The sequence below is a fragment of the Alteromonas aestuariivivens genome (assembly GCF_003367475.1).
GTDB classification, from domain to species: domain Bacteria; phylum Pseudomonadota; class Gammaproteobacteria; order Enterobacterales; family Alteromonadaceae; genus Alteromonas; species Alteromonas aestuariivivens.
In genome coordinates this window covers 388,681-403,759 of sequence record NZ_QRHA01000001.1, presented here as the reverse complement: position 1 = coordinate 403,759, position 15,079 = coordinate 388,681, and the positions used below count along the sequence as shown (strand labels likewise).

General features: G+C 51.2%; 12 protein-coding genes. 4 read left to right on the top strand and 8 right to left on the bottom strand.

The window, feature by feature from the left end; all coding sequences use genetic code 11:
* Nucleotides 1–47 precede the first annotated feature (47 nt).
* The 7 genes from DXV75_RS01650 to DXV75_RS01620 are packed head-to-tail and all read right to left on the bottom strand — an operon-like array spanning nt 48 to nt 9,364.
* Nucleotides 48–1,304, bottom strand: a complete 1,257-nt coding sequence (locus DXV75_RS01650; RefSeq protein WP_115591481.1) for a right-handed parallel beta-helix repeat-containing protein — start codon at nt 1,302–1,304, stop codon at nt 48–50.
* A 1-nt stretch (nt 1,305) separates the two neighbouring features.
* A complete protein-coding gene (locus tag DXV75_RS01645) occupies nt 1,306–2,127 on the bottom strand; it encodes a hypothetical protein (RefSeq protein ID WP_115591480.1) in 822 nt (273 codons plus the stop codon).
* Nucleotides 2,128–2,173: 46 nt separating this feature from the next.
* Nucleotides 2,174–3,337, bottom strand: coding sequence for a glycosyltransferase family 4 protein (locus DXV75_RS01640; RefSeq protein ID WP_115591479.1), 1,164 nt, complete (start codon nt 3,335–3,337; stop codon nt 2,174–2,176).
* Nucleotides 3,334–5,574: a hypothetical protein gene (locus tag DXV75_RS01635; protein ID WP_115591478.1), complete on the bottom strand. Its 2,241-nt coding sequence runs from the start codon at nt 5,572–5,574 to the stop codon at nt 3,334–3,336. The genes DXV75_RS01640 and DXV75_RS01635 overlap by 4 nt, the downstream gene beginning before the upstream one ends.
* 12 nt (nt 5,575–5,586) lie before the next feature.
* Nucleotides 5,587–7,065: an exosortase A gene (xrtA, locus tag DXV75_RS01630; protein ID WP_115591477.1), complete on the bottom strand. Its 1,479-nt coding sequence runs from the start codon at nt 7,063–7,065 to the stop codon at nt 5,587–5,589.
* 22 nt (nt 7,066–7,087) lie between these two features.
* Nucleotides 7,088–7,933 carry an XrtA system polysaccharide deacetylase gene (locus tag DXV75_RS01625; protein WP_115591476.1) on the bottom strand — a complete coding sequence of 282 codons (846 nt, stop codon included), beginning with the start codon at nt 7,931–7,933 and terminating at the stop codon, nt 7,088–7,090.
* An 18-nt stretch (nt 7,934–7,951) separates the two neighbouring features.
* Nucleotides 7,952–9,364: a TIGR03013 family XrtA/PEP-CTERM system glycosyltransferase gene (locus DXV75_RS01620; protein WP_115591475.1), complete on the bottom strand. Its 1,413-nt coding sequence runs from the start codon at nt 9,362–9,364 to the stop codon at nt 7,952–7,954.
* A gap of 149 nt (nt 9,365–9,513) precedes the next feature.
* On the opposite strand from DXV75_RS01620, the gene DXV75_RS01615 reads away from it, so the two are divergent.
* From DXV75_RS01615 to DXV75_RS01600, 4 genes are read left to right on the top strand one after another with little or no spacing between them, the layout of a single operon-like run.
* Nucleotides 9,514–10,146, top strand: a complete 633-nt coding sequence (locus DXV75_RS01615) for an XrtA/PEP-CTERM system exopolysaccharide export protein (protein WP_115591474.1) — start codon at nt 9,514–9,516, stop codon at nt 10,144–10,146.
* A gap of 21 nt (nt 10,147–10,167) precedes the next feature.
* Nucleotides 10,168–11,739 carry an XrtA system polysaccharide chain length determinant gene (locus tag DXV75_RS01610; RefSeq protein ID WP_115591473.1) on the top strand — a complete coding sequence of 524 codons (1,572 nt, stop codon included), beginning with the start codon at nt 10,168–10,170 and terminating at the stop codon, nt 11,737–11,739.
* Nucleotides 11,736–12,644 carry an XrtA-associated tyrosine autokinase gene (locus tag DXV75_RS01605; RefSeq protein WP_115591472.1) on the top strand — a complete coding sequence of 303 codons (909 nt, stop codon included), beginning with the start codon at nt 11,736–11,738 and terminating at the stop codon, nt 12,642–12,644. The genes DXV75_RS01610 and DXV75_RS01605 overlap by 4 nt, the downstream gene beginning before the upstream one ends.
* Nucleotides 12,645–12,648: 4 nt before the next feature.
* Nucleotides 12,649–14,295 carry a porin family protein gene (locus DXV75_RS01600; RefSeq protein WP_115591471.1) on the top strand — a complete coding sequence of 549 codons (1,647 nt, stop codon included), beginning with the start codon at nt 12,649–12,651 and terminating at the stop codon, nt 14,293–14,295.
* Nucleotides 14,296–14,334: 39 nt separating this feature from the next.
* Here DXV75_RS01600 and DXV75_RS01595 read toward each other — a convergent pair whose 3' ends face one another.
* Nucleotides 14,335–15,078, bottom strand: coding sequence for a DUF3307 domain-containing protein (locus tag DXV75_RS01595; RefSeq protein ID WP_115591470.1), 744 nt, complete (start codon nt 15,076–15,078; stop codon nt 14,335–14,337).
* Nucleotide 15,079: the final 1 nt, after the last annotated feature.

Below are 15,079 nucleotides of genomic sequence, written 5' to 3'. Positions count from 1 at the left end.
CTAATTCACTGCGGCAGCACAACACAGGTTTGGAAGTGTAACTGTGCTCATTCCGCTACGGCGGACTGCACAATGGATTCGTGCAAGGTTTCAATGCCAAGCCTGTCCATAATGGCGTTGAATTCGGCAAGGAAGCCTTGCTGTGACAATCGCTCTGAGTTTTCAGCCAGTGTGGCCTTAGCCCCTGTTCTTGCGGCAATGGATTTATTGACACGATTGGCAAAAATTCGCAGGCCCACCGAAGTTTCAAACCGGTATTCGATGGCATTTGGGTACCAGTGCTCCATAAACACAATATTATTGTGCACACTGGCGTCACTGGCCGATTCAAGAATAATTGCCGTATCGCCGAAAGGGTCGCCGTTGTCGGAGTGATAAATGACGTTCTCCGCTATTTCTCCACCGTGGTGGGAATACTTGAGTACCGCACTGTTCTGCGGCAGCGGCATACCGAAACCGATGGCCCTGTCGACGTCCACAAACAAATTGCCGATAACTCGGTTATGGGCGGAATTCACCCAAAAATGCACTGCATGCTGAGCGATATGACCGCTCGGGCTGGCAATATCCCGAAATACGTTCTTCTCTACCAGCCAGCCTTCTGCACCCAGTGCGTCAATGCCGCCGGTGTAATAGTTCTGCGCTACCCCGCGGGTAAACTGGAAGATACTGTTTTTAACAACGCCGCCAACAGAAGTATTTTCCGGGGTGTGTTTGTTGTAGCTGACTTTAATAAACTGCTCGTAGGCATCCTGCAATATGCAATTGTTGATGATGGGGTAACTTGCGTTTGACTCACCGGCGATTTGAATTAAATGGTTTCTTGCCTCAGCCAGGGTCACCCCGTCGAGATAAAAATGATTCGCCGCAACACGAAACAAATTTCCGCTGCCACCTTTAATCACAACGTCATAAGGGTCGCCGGTTTCCGACATCACCATAATGTTGTCGTGCTGAACGTACACCGTTTTTTGTAACTCATATACCCCTGAAGCCAGCAAAATGGCGGCATTTCCATTGCTCAGTGCCGCTTGTTTAAGGGCGCCAAGCAACTCATCAGCATTATTCACGTTAATCCGCCGGTAGGACTGGGGCACTTCAATTCTGGGTTCAAAGAAGGTTTTTCTGACCGAAGTGGCCACCTCGGTTTGCCGCTGAACAGGAGGCGGCTCCAAGACGCCCCGCTCGGTCAATTTCGAAACTATCTGATAAAGGGTTATGTCGCTTGCAAAGAATGCGGTCACGCCGACCACCGTTGACAGCAGCCCCACAATTGCAAAAAAACCGGCAATACGGCTCAGCATCCTAGCAGTCACCCGAACTGAAATTGGCTGAGTTTCGGCGCAAAAGAAACACTCCCGATAACATCAGGAAAACCGGGATCAGCCAAATTGCCCAGTAAGATATTTTCTCAAAATAATATTTTTTTGTAATGAAGTGGCGAACTCCATTCCAGTATCCGGCCTTGGCAGACATGCCGTTTACCACCACATCTTCACCGTTTGCGGTATAACCAGCCTGGTTGTATTCCTGTTCGAGTATTTTGGGATTTGCCTGATAGAACGCCAGGTCATGCTGCAACACAATGCCAAAATCCGGGTCGAGCAACTGTTTGCGATCACCGTAATCCACTTCCACCATCACATGCCCCGGCACGGTAATGATTTTGTTTGCAATCTGGTTTCTGTCGAGCAGTTGGGACATCAGCATGGACGCATCCCCGCAAATGCCAATACCACGCTCAATCGACTTCTCTGGCGAACTAAAGTGATATCGCTGGTATTCAGGGATCCCTGACCATAGGCCCATGGCGTACAACAAATAGTTTTCCCACACAGGCACCCTCTGATTAAACCGGCCCGGTTCATAACTCTCCCAGTGAATATGCGCCAGCCCACCTGAGATGGCCTGTGTGAGTCTCGACACATACACCTGAGGAGATTCATCGGCTCGCTTTATCGTTTCAAGCAGCAACTGATCAGGTGTAATTGAAACATCTTGCGCGCCAAATCTTAGGTTCTCAGCTGATATTGCGTCAGGATTGAGGGATTTTCGCAGGCCGTAAAGATTGATGGCGAACAACATCACTGCCACTGCGATCAGAACTATCGAAAACAACCGTTTCATTTCATACCACCTACACCTTCACCCGCTACTGGCCTACGCACCGTTTTCAATCCGCGTCCCAATTAACCAGACGAGAGAATTTTTTCACATGGCCCTTCCAGCCAAACTTTATGGCCGTTTTATCGTGCAATTGTCTTTGCCGTGATGCGTCCATGACAGGCAAAGATTCCAGGACCTCGCCGATACCCTTTTCAATACTGGCAACCGTCGCGGCATCGATAATGCTGCCAGTTTCACTGTCAGCCAGCGCCTCGGCCGTACCTCCGGAATTACCCGCCACAACGGGTTTCCCACAAGCCTGGGCTTCAACCAGCACCATGCCAAAACCTTCAATATCCCCCCCGATGGTTCGGTTGGGCAGGACAAACAGATCGCATTGCTGATAGCACTTCACGAGTTGCAAATCGTCGAGGTTGGTATACACAACAACCTTTGACTCAAGCCCGAGTTGCTGAATTTTGCCCAGCAGATTTTGATGCTGCTCCCCTCTGCCGACGATGGCATAAAACAAATCAGGCTTACGTTTGAGCAGAGCAGGCATTGCCTCAATCAGATAGTCCTGCCCTTTTCGTTGTTGTAACCGCCCTACGGTTAACAGCACAGTCTTGTCTGTCCAGCCCATCTGTGCGCGAAAATCCAAATCTGGCGCAGCTGGCAAAAACTGGTTGGTATCCACACCTGGGTTCAGCACAGCACATTGCCCAGCGTTTCCAAACCCCAGTGATTCAACCAGTCCGGCGGAATTCTGACTGTTGCAGATAAGATTGCGGGCCCGCTTGCATACCTGCCTGACCAACCAAGCCTGCTCCCGGCTGCTTGCAGCACACTCCACATCTTCTCCGTGCACAAAACAGCGGTACGGAATGCCAAAAACCAGATTCAGTAACCAGGCGGTTACGCCCTCATGAATTACCCGCCCACAGTGGATTTCGGTAATCCCATTCTGCTTTATGATGCTGCGCAGCTGCCTAATGGTTTGAAAATAAAATTTCAGACCAGTAAGGCTTTTCAGTCCCCACTCAGGGCAACGAAGCGGCATTCTGATTATATTGAGATTGTGTGATTGGTCGAATTTGCTCGCCCCGTCCTCACTATGAGCAACTATCAGCACCTGCTCCCGGGGTAATCGGGAATACAACTCCCAGAACCAGCGCCCGCTTCCGCCTTCAATGGGTGGAAAGTTCTCGGTTAACACCAGTACCTTTTTCATCGCTTTAGCTCTCCCACTTCCGAGTGTGCTTTCAGTAACAGTGCCTGTGTAAAAACCGCCAGATAAAACCACATGTTGGCTCGCGCAGAATCAGTAGGATCGCCGAAAAAGCCAAATGCCAGATAAGCGGCTAAAATACCCAGAAATGTAATGCGCAACGCCCCTTCAGCCACTGTACCAGAGTGACGGTAACGGCCAATTCCCATGACACATATCACCACAAAAAGAACGCAGCCAAGAAACCCAAGCTGGTAGTAAACACTCACATAGAGATTTTTTATGTGCCAGGGAAGGTGGGAAAAATCGTGATAAAAAAACCACTGATCCATACCAGCCGAAAAGTCTCCGTTGCTGATCAGATTGTTGCCTGTGCCATCCAGCAGAGCCAGGCCGGTCAGCCCGGTTTTGCCGCTGCTGTTATTCTGTCCAATCAGAAAAGTAGCGGGCAGCGCAAAAGCTGATGCATCAAAAGAATCCAGCTTGATTTGCTTTGAAACGGTTTTGAATTCCTGCGAAGGTTCAAAACGGAACTTTTCAGTGGTGCAATTTCCTGCCCAGTGTTCAAAAATAATCAGATTGCGCTGACAAACCTTAACCAAAAGCCCCGCCGGCCCGCGGGCGCGGTAGCGAAACTGCAGACTGTACTCACCCCCGGGCGTCACATTAACCCTTTGTCCAAGCTGCAGATCGCCGCCCGAATCAAGTTCAAGCAACCCCTGCCCTTGTGAAACAGAAAAAGTCCCGTCTTTGGCCACCACTTCAATGTTGTTTAAAGCATGATTGAGCGGGAAGCTTCCCAGCCCATTACCCAGGAATTGGGCCGTTAGTGACGGCTCGCCGGAATCAAGAACCGCTTGCCAGTGGGTCAGGCGGGTTTGTAAATCTGCCCAGATGGTTTCATTGCGAATGGTGATCCTGGACCCGCTGAGGCTGGTGACCATCACCGCTGCTACCAGTGTATAGGCTCCCCCTCTGAATAAAACCTGACTGACGGGTTCGGCTTCTGGGGACCTTCGAGCGAGGGCGAGCGTTGAAACCAGGCAGACTATTATTCCAGCTGCCAGCCAGACAGATTGCGCGAGACTTTGCTCAATCCACCGGCTATCGAGATAGCTTTTAACAGCAATCAACAAAAATACCAGTGCAACACCAACCATCGCTGGCCAGTATCCCGCTTTTAATACCCCGCGCTGCTGTGTTATCCACAGGCTTGCTACTAACAGCCCCCCGGAGGCGATAAGCGCGTAGTAGCCAGCCCGCTGAAAAACCAGAAAAGTACCAAGCAGCAAAGCAGCATAGAGAACAACCGTGGCAAGTTCATTTGCTCCGGAGTTTCGCCCCCTTACACTCCACCAATACATTGCAGCCACGGTTGCCAGGCCGATGGCGGTCGCTGCGTAGGTAGCACGGGTAAAGCCGACAAGAATGCAGTAAAGCAGGCAGCCCATTGCCAACAGGCTGATAAACCTGCTGCGAGAGGAGCGAAAATACATCACTGCCATCAAATTAACCGGCGCCAGAAACAGCAGAATGCCATCCAGACTCTCTCCGCCAGTATGCATCCCCGCAATTTGGCCGGTAATGCGGTAAATAGACGAGAAGTTAGCCAAGGCATGCAGTTTCAGCCACAACCCAGAATCTGAGGCCCAGGTCGCCAGAATGCCCCGCTCCCACAGAACCAGAACGAACAGGACAAAGGTTGTGAGCAGCCCCGCGCATAAGAAATGATTCAGCGTTTTTTCGGAATGCTGCTGAAATTGGGCTTGCAGCAGCCAGCTCAGTAGCAGGGCATAAACAATGCCTTTGAGGATGGCTGCGCCAAACAGGGGGGTATGATAGAAGTTGGTGGTCATTGGCTCAAACAGGCCAACAAAATCAAATGGCTGCGTTACAAAAATACAGAGTGCAACAAAGGCAATCGCCACAAGCTTGCTACGTTGGGCCAGATGCACACCAAAATCGCGCTTGGCACTGGCAACCGCCAGTGTCAGCAAGACGAAGAAGTCCAGCTCATCGGCAACATAGCGGCCAGTCCAGGGGGCCAGATTCAGACCAACGGTGAGCACCGGTAATACATAGAGCCAAAGGCGGGAAAAGTAACAACTGCCTGCGGCATACACTAATCCGAAAAGGGCAAGCTGCCACTGGTACATGGGAAAGGCAGCAAGCAAGTAAACCGCAAGCCCTGCAAAGGACAATGAAACAATTACAGGCAGGAGGTATGCAAGGTAAACCATTTTACAGCCTGCCTATCGGCTTTCCGCAGAGTTCAAATTCAGACCGGAAACACGAGATGTCAGCGAATCCAAAGGTATAGTGACAGGTGCAACCAGCACCTTGACACTGCCGTGGGTGTTGCCACCCAACAGTGCATTACGAATTTGATACAACTTGGTCTGGATTTGCCCGGAAAACAGCTGACCGTCCACTTCGTACCAGTGCACCAATTGCACCCGCTTGCCCAGAGGGGAAACCAGATTTCTTACCGGCAGGGTTAGCTGATGGTTCTCCAGTTGCACAGTAACTGTCGCAGAAGCCTCCAGTGACCAGTCATGCTGAGCGTAAAGGCGGTTGAGGTCGCTTACCAGCTCATTGCCATCGCCGTTAAACCAGGCCTGGTAAAACTGGATTTCACAGCGGCCATCCGCCTCCATAAACTGCATCAGCTCAGCGGTTGGATTGGACATGGCCGGCTGCCAGGCATGCCGGCTCTGGCAGCCTGACTGCGCGTTTTTAAGCACTGTGAATGAGTGACTTTCAGCCCCCGCGAAGGAGGCCAGATTGGATTGAACCCATCCCGTCCAGGCTGTACCCGACAGTAAAAGTAAAGCAAGCACCGAAACATGGACGTTGCTCACTTTTGCAGTGAGCTGAGCGCCGCTTTGCTTCGGCGCTTCCCACTGGGCGTCTTTGTCCCGCATCAGTTCACCTATGCCAAGCAAACACATGATCACCAGCGCAAAGAAAAACCAGCCATAAATGAGGTGGTCGGCACCAGCAGCGTGTTTCATATCAGTTTGGTAGGCAATCAGAATGATGCCGTACACACGAATGATGTTGGCAATTACGGGAAACGCGATGGAAATCAGGGTGAACAGAATGCGTTTAGATGCTTTTCGCAGATTGAGATAGGCGTAGAGTGTACCTATGACAATACTGGCAATAAAAAAACTGACTCCGGAACAAGCCTCTGCAACCAGAAACCGCCCCTGGGGTATCTCGATATAAAGGCCATTGCGGTACAGTGGTATGCCCGTTGCCTTGAGCAGGGCGACTGAACCATCTGCTGTGATCTCCTGTAAATAGGGGATCAGTTGCTCACCAACCGGAACGCTGAACAGAATGAAGCACAGCGGAAACACAACCACGTACGCCGCTCTATGACCCAGCAAGGCCCACAAAAGCAGAGGCAATAGGGTGAAAGTTGCAATGTGCATGAACAATTGCACATCGCCGGCAATACCAATTACGTACAACAGCAAAGTTGGTCCAATCGCCAGCAGCGGCAAAAGAGTACTTTTGAGGCCGCAGGCCTGCAACGCATAACGTTTCAGGTAGATAAGATACAAGGCTCCGGGAACAATGAAAAAGCCATGATTGAATATTTCATTGCCCCACCAGATTTGCGCCGCCGTCCACAGCCCCTGCCAGCAGAATGCCAGCCACAGTATTGCAGTAAGCCCTATAGCCCATTGCCAGTCATTACGTTCTTCCCTAAACCACTTCATGGAGACTGCCTGTTTTCCGCGCTTATTCGAGCTCGTAAGCCTGTTTCATGGTACCCCAGCGGTAATCTTTCAGCAGTTTTACCAGCTTACCTTCCATACGGGAGAGGTTCACGTAATGGCGAAAACGCGATTTCAATGGTGCGTTGTTAATGCGAGGCTGCTGAGCATCAATTTCCCACGGGTGGAAATAGAAACTGTATGGCGCACTTTCCTGTTTGAAAAAACGCTCTATGCGACGCCGTGAAAGCCAATAGGGATACAGGCGGAAGTAGCCGCCACCGCCTATCCCTGTGTTGGTGTCGTTGTTTCTTACGGTAGGAATGGGGATCTCGGTAATCCCTTCCGGACGCTGGTGTTTGAACCTCGGCCAGTGCGGTACACCGTAAAGATCATGTTCAATAGGGTATGTGCTGGAAGAGTAAGTAAACCCTAACTCACTGAGCACTTCATAAACCCAGGTATTTGACTCATTGACGGAAAAACTCGGTGCGCGGTAACCGTCTACCTTCACGCCACCAATGTCTTCGAGGATCGCCTTGCTGGTGCTGACATCGTCGCGGAATTCCGCTTCGGTCATGGTGGTGGCGCGCTGGTGAGCCAGACCATGACTGGCCAGTTCATGACCCTCGTCCACTATGCGCTTGATCACTTCCGGGCAACGCCTGGCAACCCAACCTAAGGTAAAGAAAGTCGATTTAACCCCATGTTCAGCGAACAGATCGAGCAAGCGGTGCGTATTCTCCCCAACACGCAGACGCATAAAATCCCAACCATCCTGAGAAATGACATCTTCAAATGCGGAAACCTGAAAGTAATCTTCCACGTCTACCGTCATGGCATTGAGGCGAGACTCTTTTTTTGACTGCATGTTAAAACACCTTGAGCACTAGCGCCCTTTACCAAACAGCACCACTTCCACGGTACGGATGAGAATCAGAATATCCAGCAGCAAGCTTTGGTGTTTGACGTAGTAAAGGTCAAATTTCAGCTTCTCCATAGAATCTTCCACACTTGCCCCATAGGGGTAATTGAGCTGGGCCCAGCCTGCCAGACCAGGTTTCACATTATGACGCTGATTGTAATACGGCACTTCCCGCACCAGCTTTTCAACAAATTCCGGGCGTTCCGGGCGCGGGCCAATAAAAGCCATTTCGCCTTTGAACACGTTGAACAGTTGGGGCAGTTCGTCGATGCGGTACTTGCGAATAAAATGACCAATCCTGGTAACGCGGTCATCGTTTTTGCTGGCCCATTTGGCACCGTCTTTTTCAGCGTCCGGGCGCATGCTGCGGAATTTAATGATCTTGAACAGCTTGCCGTTCAGGCCTACCCGCTCCTGTTTGTAGAATACCGAGGTACCGGTACGCCGACCATCATCCAGATAAATAATGAATGCCGTCAGCGCCATGAAAGGCCAGGTGAAAAACAGCACCAGGGTGGCAAGAAATGCATTGAGGCTGTAATCCAGCGCATCACGCAGATAGTTCTGGCTGTGAAAGCCGTTGGAGTATATCACCCAGCTCGGATACATCAGATTCACCACAATCTGGCCGGTTTCCCGCTCCATGAAATCCAGCAGGTCGGTGACTTCAATGCCGCGCAAACGGCACTCGAACAGTACATCGATGGGCAAAGTTCCTCGGCGCTGGTCGCAGGCAATAACGATTTCTTCAATATCGTTGTCGGCAATAAACTGCTGGAAATTTTCATCCACTTTAACGTGAATGATTTTTTCTTTTTTGATGCCCTCTTCACGGTTGTCACCGGGAATGGGAATAAACCCAAGTAATTCAAAACCGATGCGGTCAACATCACGGCGCATGCGCTTTTCAATAATCGAAGCCCGCTCACCGGCCCCGAGGATGACAATTCGCGCCTTGCCTAGCCCCAGTAAACCCAGACGATTGGTAAAATAACGAAATACCACCAGAGAAATCACAATGGCCGACATGGCCGCAGGCAGGAAGTAGGAGTCCATGATCAGGTGTTCAAAAAACGCCCTGCTGACCACCTCAACCAGAAAGTAACTCAAACCTACACTGACAAAGATCCGTCGGATTATGCCGCGAAAAGTCTCCCTCAGCTTGGCTTCGTAAAGGCCCACTGCCAGTGAGCACAACAAGATAGAGATGGTGATAAGCCCAACGTTTACCGCCAGTTTTTCAATAGAAACGGACGCGGTGATGGACAAATGTATGAGAATGAAATGGGTGATGTAACCCATGTATGCGATGAGAAGCGCTTCACTCAGTACGAGTATGTTTGAACGCTTACTTTGATTGTGCCTGTTTACTGCCACCCCTGGCCCCCTGTAACTACAACTGCAAACCCATGATAAAGGTTATTATTCTAATAGACTACGTATCATGATGGCATTATAGTGTTATTTGCCTTAGGGTAAATTATATTCTAAAAAAATTAACCATAAGATGTGTAGGATGATCTCTTATGTACTGCTCTAGACGTTTGTTAAAAGTCGCATTTGGAACAGCTATCACTTTGCTCGCCGGATGTAGTAATACCAGTTCTCTCCCTGAGGCCACCGCCCGGGCATCTCTGACCACCGATGTAAACAATTACCAGTATCTGATTGGTCCCGGTGACACCCTGACCATTTTTGTATGGCGTAACCCCGAGATTTCCGGGCAGTTCATCGTTCGTCCTGACGGTAAAGTCACCACTTCACTGGTGGAAGATATCGATGTTGCCGGCCGGACGCCATCCATGCTGGCGCGGGAAATTGAGGAAAAACTTTCCACCTACATCAACAACCCCCGCGTTACCGTAAGCGTAAACAACTTTGTCGGCCCGCTAAGTGAGCAGGTCCGGGTCATTGGCGAAGCCACCAATCCCAGTGCCATCAGTTACACAGAGCACATGACCCTGCTGGACCTGATGATTGCCGTTGGCGGTTTAACTGAGTTTGCCGATGGCAACAACGCCAAACTGGTACGCGTGGTAAACGGTAAGCAACAAACCTTTTCCATCAACATTGATGATTTGATCCGCGAAGGCGATATCTCCGAGAACGTTGATATGCTGCCTGGTGACATTGTTATCATCCCTGAAGCCTGGTTCTAGTCGTAGTCGGAACAATTTTACATGCAGGATTTACAACAAACCCTTAATCAACTTGTTGATTATGTTAAGGGTATTTGGATCAAAAAACGCTTTGTGATGATCTGTTCATGGGTGATCTGCCCCATTGGCTTTGCCTACGTGGCAAGCATGCCGGATCAGTATGAATCCAAAGCCGTGGTGTACGTTGACACACGCTCGGTATTGCAGCCCTTGCTGCGCGGGCTGGCGATTCAGACCAATCCGGATCAGGAGATCCAGATGATGGCCAGGACACTGCTCAGCCGCTCCAACCTCGAAACCATTGCCCGTGAAAGCGATTTGGATATTACTGCGGCCACCGAACAGGAGTTTACTTCCCTGGTTAACGGCCTGGCAGAAGACATCGATCTGAATTCCACCGGGCGGGACAACATCTACACTATCTCCTACCGCACCACATCCCCCAACACCGCACAACGAGTGGTACAGGAGACGTTGGATTTATTCGTTGAAGGCTCTCTTGGGAATAACCGAAAAGATACCGACACGGCGGGCCGTTTTCTTGACGAACAGATTGCCGAATACGAAAGCCGGCTGGCCGAAGCGGAGCAAAGGCTGTCTGACTTTAAACGCCAGTACAACGATATTTTGCCCGTTCAGGGGTCCTTCTACTCCCGTTTGCAACAGCTGAATGCGGAACAGGAAGCCACTCTGCTGCAGATCAGGCAAACCCAGCAACAGGTAGAATCACTCAAAAACCAGCTTTCCAGCACTAAAGCGGCTGACGGATTTGCCGTTACCAATGAAGGCGATACCGTATTGCGCACCCGTTACGACGAGCGTATTAAAGCGCTCGAAGAAGAAATGGATCGTCTTAAGTTGCGCTTTACTGACCTGCACCCGGATGTGATGGAGACCCAGGCGCTGCTCGACAGTCTGACCCAGGCTCGCCAGAAAGAAATTGACGCCTTCCTGAGCCAGGATACTTCCGACAGCAATGAGCCGGTGGGTGAACTCAACCGCGAACTCAAACTTGAAATCAGCCGTCTGGAGAGCACCATTGCCTCATTGCGGGTAAAAGAGCAGGATCTCGAGCGTAAAATTGCTGATTTAAATTCAAAAATCGATTTGGTGCCGCAAATTGAAGCGGAATCTGCGTCCCTGAACCGGGACTATGGCATTACCAAGCAAAAATACGAAGAACTGCTGTCACGCCGCGAATCAGCAGACCTGTCCCGTCGTGCAGACGTGTCGTCAGAAGAACTGCAGTTCAGAATAATCGAGCCCCCGCTCAAGCCACTCAAGCCGTCTGGCCCCAAACGGGTATTGCTGTATACCGGGGTACTGATAGTGGGCTTTGGTGCAGGCATTGCACTGGCATTCCTGATAAGCCAGCTTTCGCCGGTACTTATCCGGGCCAAACAGCTGAGCCAGATTACCGACTATCCGGTCTGGGGCTCAGTAAGCCATTTAAATGTAAAACATATCCGCAACGTTAACCGCACGCGGGTGGCTGTATTTGCATTATCTTCGGGCGTTATTCTGGCACTGTATGGCGTGCTGGTAGGCGCAGAGATGATGAGCATCAACCTAATGCAGAGCATCTTGTCATGAGCAGTACCATAGAAAAAGCGCTGCAAAGGCAGCAGCAGGCCAAGCGTGACGCTGAGAAAGCCACAACCCTGGAGAAAGCGGCAGCGGTCAGCCAGACCGCCTCTGAGGCTGTGCCAGTCAAACCGGCCCGGGCGCCTCAGCAACAGCCCGAAAAACTGCCAGAAACCAAACCATTTGAGATAGATCTGGAGAAACTGGCCTCTAAAGGCCTTATTTCTTTGACGGGCGCCCGTACCCAAATCAACGAAGAATACCGGGAAATCAAACGCAAGCTGATCGGCAATGCGTTTGGGCCGATCTCTTCCACCCTGAATAACAGCAACATTATCATGGTTACCAGTGGCCGGCCGTCCGAAGGTAAAACCTTCACTGCCGCCAATCTGGCTCTGAGTATCGCCTCAGAACAGGACAAGACGGTACTGCTGGTGGATGCGGATGTGCTCAAGCCCAATGTACTCAACACTCTGGGGCTGGAAAAAAGAGCCGGCCTGATGGAATACCTGCTGGGTGAAGTGGAAGATATCTCGGATGTGCTCTACCACACCAACGTCGACAAGCTGAAAATCATTCCGGCCGGGCGTTCTCATCATCTCTCTACCGAGTTGCTCGCCAGCCAGAAGATGCAGGATACGGTTAACGAGTTTGCCAACCGCTACCCTGATCGTATCGTGATATTCGATACCCCTCCCCTGATTGGTATTACCGAGTCAGCTGTACTGGCAAATTTTGCCGGCCAGGCGGTTGTGGTTACCGAAGAGGGTAAATCCAAACTTTCCGATATCCGCCATGCTGTTGAGCGCTTGAACCCCAACATGGCGATCGGTTTTGTGGTGAATAAATCCGTCAATAATGACGCGGAGGGAACCGGATATTATGGGTATTACTACGCGGAGCGTGAAGAGTAGTTCTATGTCACCGATTAGTAAGCGCGTTCGGCTGGCCGCACCACTCTCTTGTGTAATGTTGGGCACTTTGCCGGCCATGAGCCTGGCAAATCAGGTCAAGATTACGGCTTCAGCCGACGCTGATGTGATTGTCCAGAATGTCGATTCTGACAGCCAGGGCGAAGGAACTTTGAATACGCTAAGCCTCAAGCCCAGATTCAACGCCGCTTATCAAAGCCGCACTTTTCTGGGCAATTTCAGTGGTGCGTTGACCCACCTGAACCGTGACAACAACGACAACAGCCAGTCTGACAATTATGCAGAATACAGCTACAGTGCCAACTGGCTGGCGATTGAACGACTCCTGAGCTTCCAGGCCTCAGGCGGTATCAGTTACCGCAACGCGAACGCATCAAATTTTCTGGTCTCCGACTTTCTTGCCAATGAACAGGATTTGGCCAAAACCCAAACCAACCGTATTGCTTCAAATCTGACCATGGAACAGGGAGACTGGGTTCGCGCATCGGCATCAGTCAGTTACGCCAAAGTGGATTCTGAGCAAAACCTGACTGCCGGTTTTGCTGGTCTTGACAGCACTTCATCCTCAGCCCGTGCAAGTCTGCGTAATGGCGATGAGGCCAAAATTCTGATTTGGTCTGTTACCGGCGGTTACCAGAATACTGAGCGCAACACGGCCGCCCAGGGTGATTTTGTCAGCCAGGATGCAAACGGCTATCTGGATACCATGCTATTGGGTAACTGGGGCCTGAGGCTCACTGCCAGTCACGAATCAAACGAAGTATCGGATGTGACTGGCTCAGAAACCTATGTGCGCGAATTCGACAGCTACGGCGTTGGCCTGACCTACCGCCAATCGGAAAACCGCTACCTGTCGGTAACGGCCAACCAGAGCCAGTCCGATTTGGATGAAGCGGGTGACGATACCTTTGTGGGTATCGATCTGCGCTGGGCTTTCTCCCCACGCACGTCACTGGATGCCCGTTACGGGCGGCGTTTCTACGGTGAAAGTGCCAGTGGTGCGTTGAATTACAATACCAAGTATCTACGCTCCAGTCTGAGCTATTCCGAAGACATTACCAATTCGTCCCGTTTGCTGTCTGACCCGATTCTGCTCGGCCTGCTGGTTTGCCCCTACGGTGACAACGCGACTCTGACAGCCTGCTACCTTCCGGACAATCTCGACTACACACCGCAGTCTGGTGAGCAGGTGTTTGTGATCAATTCCGAAAACTTCGAGCTGGACGACAACATTGTGTTACGCAAATCGGCAAACGGGCAGGTTAACTATCAGTTTTCCCGTCTTACATTTGGCCTTTTTGCCCAGCACACTGAAGAGGACTATCTGGATCAGGACAGGTTCCGTACCACCATGGCAGCCGGTATCAACGCCAGCTTTTCAGTTGGTCAGCATACTCACATCAACGCCAGTGTGCGCTTCGCCGACATTGAACAGCAGTCTGCCACCTTTTCCAATGGTAACAGCCAGAACACCAACGCCTCATTCGGGCTGGAACGCCAATTTGGCCGGTATCTGGTCAGCAGTCTGGATGTCAGTTTGGTCAAGAAGAATGGTGATTTAACCGACAGCTACTTTGGTGCCAATTATGAAGACCGGCGCCTGACGCTGGGCATTCGTTACACCTACGAATAAACCTAATCTGGCATTCCGGCTTACCCTGTAGAGAGGCCTCTATGGGGTTTGCCCGGCAATCACCCATCCGGCAAACAGCGCCACGCTGAAGCTCATCAGGGTGCCCAGAATCATATATTCCGTCAATCGCATGTCCCGCTCCTTAGTCAGATCCCCAAACCGGAATACGGTTTTTGTCGCCACCAGAAAGCCGATACCGGCAAACTGTTCCAGCAAAACAAAGGACAAGGCCAGGCTGCGTTCCAGATAGCCAATCCATGCCCCGGCAAACAGCAGGCCCTGACGCCCGTCGGGCGCCCCAGCGTGTTGCTGCAGCGCATCGGTATGGGGTTTAAGCGCTTTGGCAATGAAAATGGAGGCAGGTCGCCACGCCACAACATAGGCCAGAGCGATACGCAGGTTATCCGGCGTAAATACATGTTTTGTCAGGCCGATGAGTGATTCAACTGTCAGATCGGAAAACCACCAGGCCACGAGCAGAAGGATAATGATATGCACAGCCTGATCGAGCAGAAAAAACCTGAGAATATCCTGGCGATAAGACTTCCACACGTCGGTGAGCAGATGGCTGCCCACAATCGCAACCACCGCCGCCATGCCAGCCCACCAGGATGGAGCAAAAAAAGCCACCACAACGGTATTGAGTGCCGCGTGAACCGCAACGTGTTTCCACAGCCCGCCCGAACGCCAGTGGTGTGTAGTGCGACATACCACCCAGGGTAGAGGCTGTGCGTAAAAATCCCCAATCAGATGGGCCATCAGCAAAAACAATAGTAATTCCATT